This window comes from Empedobacter falsenii (assembly GCF_019308355.1).
In the GTDB taxonomy this organism is placed as follows: Bacteria; Bacteroidota; Bacteroidia; order Flavobacteriales; family Weeksellaceae; genus Empedobacter; species Empedobacter falsenii_B.
On the sequence record NZ_JAAGKM010000021.1, the window covers coordinates 40,152 to 46,286 of the forward strand.

General features: G+C 32.4%; 6 protein-coding genes. 4 read left to right on the forward strand and 2 right to left on the reverse strand.

Annotation, left to right across the window (positions count from 1 at the left end):
• Positions 1–9 precede the first annotated feature (9 nt).
• Positions 10–357, reverse strand: a complete 348-nt coding sequence (locus tag G0Q09_RS09520; protein WP_115001203.1) for a hypothetical protein — start codon at positions 355–357, stop codon at positions 10–12.
• Between the two features lie 52 nt (positions 358–409).
• Positions 410–910, reverse strand: a complete 501-nt coding sequence (locus G0Q09_RS09525; protein WP_115001201.1) for a GbsR/MarR family transcriptional regulator — start codon at positions 908–910, stop codon at positions 410–412.
• A 173-nt stretch (positions 911–1,083) separates the two neighbouring features.
• Here G0Q09_RS09525 and G0Q09_RS09530 point away from each other — a divergent pair, with 173 nt between their 5' ends.
• The 4 genes from G0Q09_RS09530 to G0Q09_RS09545 are packed head-to-tail and all read left to right on the forward strand — an operon-like array spanning position 1,084 to position 5,474.
• A complete protein-coding gene (locus G0Q09_RS09530; RefSeq protein WP_219034694.1) occupies positions 1,084–1,773 on the forward strand; it encodes an ABC transporter ATP-binding protein in 690 nt (229 codons plus the stop codon).
• A gap of 57 nt (positions 1,774–1,830) precedes the next feature.
• Positions 1,831–3,060, forward strand: a complete 1,230-nt coding sequence (locus G0Q09_RS09535; RefSeq protein ID WP_038335694.1) for an ABC transporter permease — start codon at positions 1,831–1,833, stop codon at positions 3,058–3,060.
• The gene (locus G0Q09_RS09540; RefSeq protein ID WP_038335695.1) at positions 3,060–4,316 is read left to right on the forward strand and encodes an ABC transporter permease; all 1,257 of its coding nucleotides are present in this window, start codon (positions 3,060–3,062) and stop codon (positions 4,314–4,316) included. The genes G0Q09_RS09535 and G0Q09_RS09540 overlap by 1 nt, the downstream gene beginning before the upstream one ends.
• 24 nt (positions 4,317–4,340) lie before the next feature.
• Positions 4,341–5,474, forward strand: coding sequence for an efflux RND transporter periplasmic adaptor subunit (locus tag G0Q09_RS09545; protein ID WP_219034695.1), 1,134 nt, complete (start codon positions 4,341–4,343; stop codon positions 5,472–5,474).
• The last annotated feature ends 661 nt before the right edge of the window (positions 5,475–6,135 follow it).

Consider the following 6,135-nt stretch of genomic DNA (forward strand, 5'->3'; position numbering starts at 1 on the left):
TTGCTGTGTTTAAGTGTTTATTTTTTTGCTTTTTCTTGCAATATAAATAATTGATAAATTAATAAAATGTAATATTCCGAGGATTAATAATATAAATCCAATTTTGTAGGACAATGAAGAAAACATGATGGTAATGGAGTCAACTTGTTCCCAGTTTTGTAAACTTATTGCCGAAAAACCTAAATTGACCAAATAGTATCCAATCAATAAAAGATTATTAATCGATTGACAAACAGAATGATTATCGATTAAGTTTGTCAAGTACACAAAACCAATTTTATACACTTTCCAACCAATAAAAATGGTGATGTAGAAAGTAATAATCAGATAAATGATATACGAAATAATATTATACATATTGAATTTTCAATAATTTTTGAAATTTGTGATTCAAAAAAATACGAATTGATTATTTCATCAAATTCGTGATTTTTCCTACCAACCAATGCTCATCAGATTTGATGGCAAGGTCCATTATATTATTGATTTTTGTTGAAACAGAAGATAAATCTTGTAATAATTTAGCAAATTCTTTTGCGTCATCAGATTGATCATCAATATTTTTTAATGTATCTAAAAAATCAATTACTGGCTCTATTTCACGCTTTCTGCGTTCTTTTGTAATTTGTTTGAATAAATACCAAACATCTTTATCGGCAACAAAATATTCTTTACGTTCTCCTTTTATCAATTCTTTTCTTACAATTCCCCAATCCATCAAAGCACGCAAATTCATATTTGCATTTCCGCGAGAAATTTGTAATTCCTCCATAATTTGATCTGTAGAAATAGGTTCATTATACGTTAATAATAATGCATGAACTTGTGCCATAGTACGATTTATTCCCCAGTTAACAGCGAAAGTTCCCCAAGTTTGAACAAATTTTTCTTTTGATTCTTCTAATTTCATTGCAATTATTATTTACACAAATATATATAAATTTCTATACTTTCAAAAATTATTGAAAATTAATTTTGAAAAATATTTTAGCGCTATTTATAAGATAAATCTTAAACTTGCTTGTAACATTTTTCTTATAATTTCGACTTATCTGTTATCTTTATTGAAATTTACAACAATCTATGATATCTATTCGAGATTTAAATAAATCCTACATAATGGGAAAAAACAAACTTCACGTACTCAAAGGAATTAACCTTGAGATTACGGAAGGCGAATTTGTTGCGATTATGGGATCTTCGGGTTCGGGGAAATCAACTTTATTGAATATCATTGGAATGTTGGACGAGCATGATACAGGTATTTATGAATTGGACGGTGTTAGAATTGAGAAGTTAAACGAAACTAAAGCGGCTAATTATCGAAACAAATTTTTAGGATTTATTTTTCAATCTTATAATTTAATTAGTTTCAAAAATGTATTAGAAAATGTAGCGTTACCGTTGTATTATCAAAAAGTAAAACGTTCGGATCGAAATAGAATAGCGCTTAGTTATCTGGAAAGAGTGGGGTTGGAGCCTTGGGCTACTCATATGCCAAATGAACTTTCGGGTGGACAAAAACAACGTGTTGCAATTGCGCGTGCATTGGCTGCAAAACCAAAATTGTTATTGGCGGATGAGCCTACAGGAGCGCTGGATACAAAGACTTCGCAAGAAGTAATGCACCTGATTCAAGAAATTAATGACGAAGGTAAAACAATTGTAATGGTGACGCATGAAGATGATATTGCAAATATGTGTAAACGTATTGTTCGTCTTAAAGATGGTGTAATTGTAAGTGACGAAAAAGTAGAACAAGTAAGAGTTTAATGATTTTCGAATCTCAAACTTCGTAAATCATAAATCAAAGAATCTTAAATATAAAATATGTTTGATACAGACCGTTGGAGCGAAATATGGTCGTCCATTGCAAGTAATAAATTGCGTACAGCATTGTCGGGTTTGACAATCGCTTTGGCGCTTTTTGTGTTTATTACATTGTATGGATTGGGAAATGGTTTGCAGAACGGGTTTCAACAAGAATTTTTCAAAGCAAATTCATTAAATATTACCGTTAACGGAGGTACAACAACAGAACCTTACAATGGTTTCAAACAAGGACGTACAATTGAATTGGATGTAAAAGATTTTGATTTTATTAAACATTCTTTTCCAGATGAAATAAAATCGATTGTAAGTACAATTTCGAAAAGTGATACGATTAGAAATGAAGCTAATTCAGGAAGTTATTCAATTACTGGAGTTTATCCAGAATATGAATCAATGATTAATGAAAATGTAACGCTTGGTCGATTTATCAATAAAAAAGATATGGAGAATCAGTCCAAATCAATTGTTATTGGACGATTGGTTGCGCAAGATTTTTTTCCAAATCAGATTGCGATTGGTAAGTATTTGCAATTAGGTTCAAGTATGTATCAAGTGGTTGGTGTTTTCGAAAGTAAAGATGGTGGTGATAATGCCGAGCGTGCTTTGTATGCACCTTTTACAACGTTTAGAACGATTTATGCTACAGATAAAGTATCATCGATTATTGTAACACCAAAAGATGGAATGGCTTTGGCTGACATTTCTAAACTTGCAAATGCAATTGAATATAATATAAAAGGTCGACATAATGTTGCACCTTCTGATTATGGTGGAATTTGGGTGCGAAATGCGGCTGATGCAATGGAAGATACCAATCAATTTTTCTTGATTCTGACAATTATTGTATTTGTAATTGGTGGAGGAAGTTTGATTGCAGGAATCGTAAGTATCGGAAATATTATGGTGTTTAGTGTAAAAGAGCGTACCAAAGAAATTGGTATTCGAAAAGCTTTAGGCGCAACACCAGCCAATGTTTTGGGACTGATTTTACAAGAAGCAATTATGATTACAATTATTTTCGGAGCAATAGGAATTGCTTTAGCGGCACTTGTTGTAGAAAATATTGGAGATAGCTTAGAAGAATATTTTATTTATAATCCAGGTGTAGAAACTAATTCGTTGGTAATGGCTTGTATTATTTTATTTGTTGCAGGAACAGTTTCTGGATTAATTCCAGCTTTGAATGCAGCACGTATTAAACCTATTGATGCTTTAAGAGACGAATAATGAACTTTATAAAATTTGTTTTTGATCCAGATGCTTGGAGCGAAGTCTACGCGGCGATTCGCAAAAATAAATTGCGCACTATTTTAACAATGATTGGTGTTGCATGGGGAATGTTCTTATTTGTATTATTGTTAGGAGTTACACGTGGTTTGCAAAATGGTTTTGACCGTAATTTGGCAAATGCTGCAACCAATTCATTATTTGTTTGGGGAGGAACGACATCGATGCCATATCAAGGATTTCAAAAAGGTCGCACAATTGAATTGAAAATGAGTGATGTTCGTCAAATTCAGGCTCGTTTTCCTCAAATTTCGTTGTTAGCTCCTCGAAACTCGAAACCAAATTCAATATTAACTTACGGAACAAAATATAATTTTTACACGGTTAATGGAGATTATCCAGATCAAAACCGAATGTTTGGGAAAGATATTATTCAAGGTCGTTTTATCAATGAAGATGATATCAAAACTGAATCGAAAGTTTGTGTAATTGGAATTGAAGTTGCCGAACAATTTTTTGGTGATAAACCGAAACCTTTAGGGAAAGAAATCAGAATTAGCGATAGTTATTATACAATTGTCGGCGTTTACGACACACCTTCTTCGCCTGTAGAGAGTAAAGATCAAGTGTTTATTCCGTTTACAACATTTCAAAAAATATACAATCAAGGAGAAACGATTCAATATTTAAGTTTGAGTTTACCTAATAATTATGATATTGTAGCATTCGAAAAAGAATTAAAAACATATCTGAAACAAATTAAAAATATTTCGCCAGATGACGACCAGGGAATTGGTGGTTTTAATTTAGGTGAAATGCTTGGAAAGATTATGAAATTCGTAAAAGGAATGCAGTTCCTAGCGATTGTTGTAGGAGGAATGACATTATTTTCCGGGGTTATTGCGATTGCAAGTATTTTATTGATTACAGTTTCAGAACGAACAAAAGAATTTGGAATTCGAAGAGCATTAGGTGCAATTCCTGCTCAAATTCGAGGACAAATTTTGTTAGAATCAGTAGTTTTAACATTAATTGCAGGTTTAGGCGGAATTATTTTTGCAGCACTTTTACTAATGGTTCTCAACGAAATTATCATTCCATCAAATAAAAACATACCTTTATATAATGCGTCAATCGATTTGTTTACACTTTTTACAGCTTTAGCAGTGATGGTGATTATGGCAACTTTAGCGGGATTGATTCCTGCTCAACGTGCAATTCAAATCAAACCTATTGATGCTTTGAGAGATGAATAACTAAAACTTAACAGATATAGAAGAATGAAAAAATTTCTAAAGATTTTGATGATTGTCGTTTTTATCGGTGCTGTAATCGGTGTGATTGCATATTTCGGTAAAAAGAATAGCCAAGACAATGAAGTTTATGAAACGACAACGCCTTTTATGGGAAATATAGAGGTGAAAGCTGTTGCAACTGGTGAATTAAAACCGTTGGAAACAATTGAAATTAAGCCAAATATTTCGGGTGTTATAAAATCGATTAATGTTGCTGAAGGACAATATGTAGAGCGTGGTCAGTTGATTTGTGAACTGAAAGTTGTTCCAAATGTTCAGTCGTTAAATGCAGCTCGTCAGTCTATTCAAGCGGCTCAAATTACGGTCGATCAAGAACGTCGTAATTTCAATCGAACATCAACTTTATATAATCAAGGTGTTTTGCCTCGTGCAGATTATGACAATGCAAATGCGACATATAAGTCAGCTCAACAACAATTAAAAGCTGCCGAAAACGATTACAAAGTTGCGCAAACAGGTATTGCTCCCGGTTTGGAAGCTTATGCAACAACACGTATTACAGCAACTACTTCGGGAATGATTTTAGATATTCCTGTTGAGGTTGGGAATATGGTGCAAGAGATTAATAATTTCTCTACAGGTACTACTATTGCTACGATGGCTGATGTTAAGAAAATGATTTTCCAAGGAAAAGTTGACGAAGCTGAGGTTGGTAAATTAAAAGAAGGAATGAAAATTAATGTATCGATTGGTGCAATTCCGAACAAAACTTTTACAGCGATTCTTGATTTTATTTCGCCTCAAGGAGTTGCAACGAATGGAGTAGTTCAGTTCGAGATTAAAGCACCAGTTCAATTAGATTCAGATAACTTTATTCGTGCGGGATATTCTGCAAATGCTGAGGTTGTAACGCAGGAAGCAAAAAATGTATTGTTGGTAAAATCAGCGCATGTTCGTTACGACGAAAACCAAAAACCATATGTTGAGATTCTTACTTCTGGTAAAGGACAAGATGCAAAATACGAAAAGAAATACATCACTCTTGGAATTACAGACGGAGTGAATGTTCAAGTAAAATCTGGCTTGAAAAAAACAGATAAAATCAAAATTTGGAATACCGATTTGGAAAAAGATAAAAACGGTAACGGTCCACATTAATAAGATACAAAAGGAGAATAAAGCGTTCTCCTTTTTTTGATTCTGTCACTCCGATTTTATCAAAAAGCTTTTTTATAGAAACTTAATTATGATGTCATCAGCATCGTATCCATTATATTATTAACTATACTGAATAACTCATTCTCGCTTTGCGACAATTCCTCCCGAATAGTTAACTCAAAAGTATCCATTTTACTTTTCTTTTTGGTAAGAAAAGCAAAACGTCTAATCATTTTATGAAGTTAAAAGGCATTCTTGAGTAATTAACAAGTTTAATTTTCCTGTCGTTTCGAGCTTGTCGAGAAATCTATCCCGTTATAATTTAGTTTTTAAAAAGAGCTTTTCTCGTCAAAAATCTAATATCTCAGTTCTCATATCTAAACATTTCAAAAAATATTTTCCATTGTACCAATAACTTAAGGAAAGAATGTAAAATAAAAGTAAAGTATGTTTGGAAAAACGAATAATCCAGCCGTATATTTGCAATCCCAATACGAAAGACGAGTAGTATTGTAGTTGACATAAGGACTTATATAGCGACAAAAATTATTTAAAAATAAATTTGCGAGAATCTAAATAAGTATTATCTTTGCCATCCGATTCCGAAAGGGGTTTTTGGAGTGAAAGTAAGAATTGACTTATTGAAATAAAAACTTTAAAA

Coding starts and splice junctions, on each gene's coding strand:
- G0Q09_RS09545 (WP_219034695.1), top strand. CDS start 4,341: ATGAAAAAATTTCTAAAGATTTTGATGATTGTCGTTTTTATCGGTGCT.
- G0Q09_RS09525 (WP_115001201.1), bottom strand. CDS start 910: ATGAAATTAGAAGAATCAAAAGAAAAATTTGTTCAAACTTGGGGAACT.
- G0Q09_RS09535 (WP_038335694.1), top strand. CDS start 1,831: ATGTTTGATACAGACCGTTGGAGCGAAATATGGTCGTCCATTGCAAGT.
- G0Q09_RS09520 (WP_115001203.1), bottom strand. CDS start 357: ATGTATAATATTATTTCGTATATCATTTATCTGATTATTACTTTCTAC.
- G0Q09_RS09540 (WP_038335695.1), top strand. CDS start 3,060: ATGAACTTTATAAAATTTGTTTTTGATCCAGATGCTTGGAGCGAAGTC.
- G0Q09_RS09530 (WP_219034694.1), top strand. CDS start 1,084: ATGATATCTATTCGAGATTTAAATAAATCCTACATAATGGGAAAAAAC.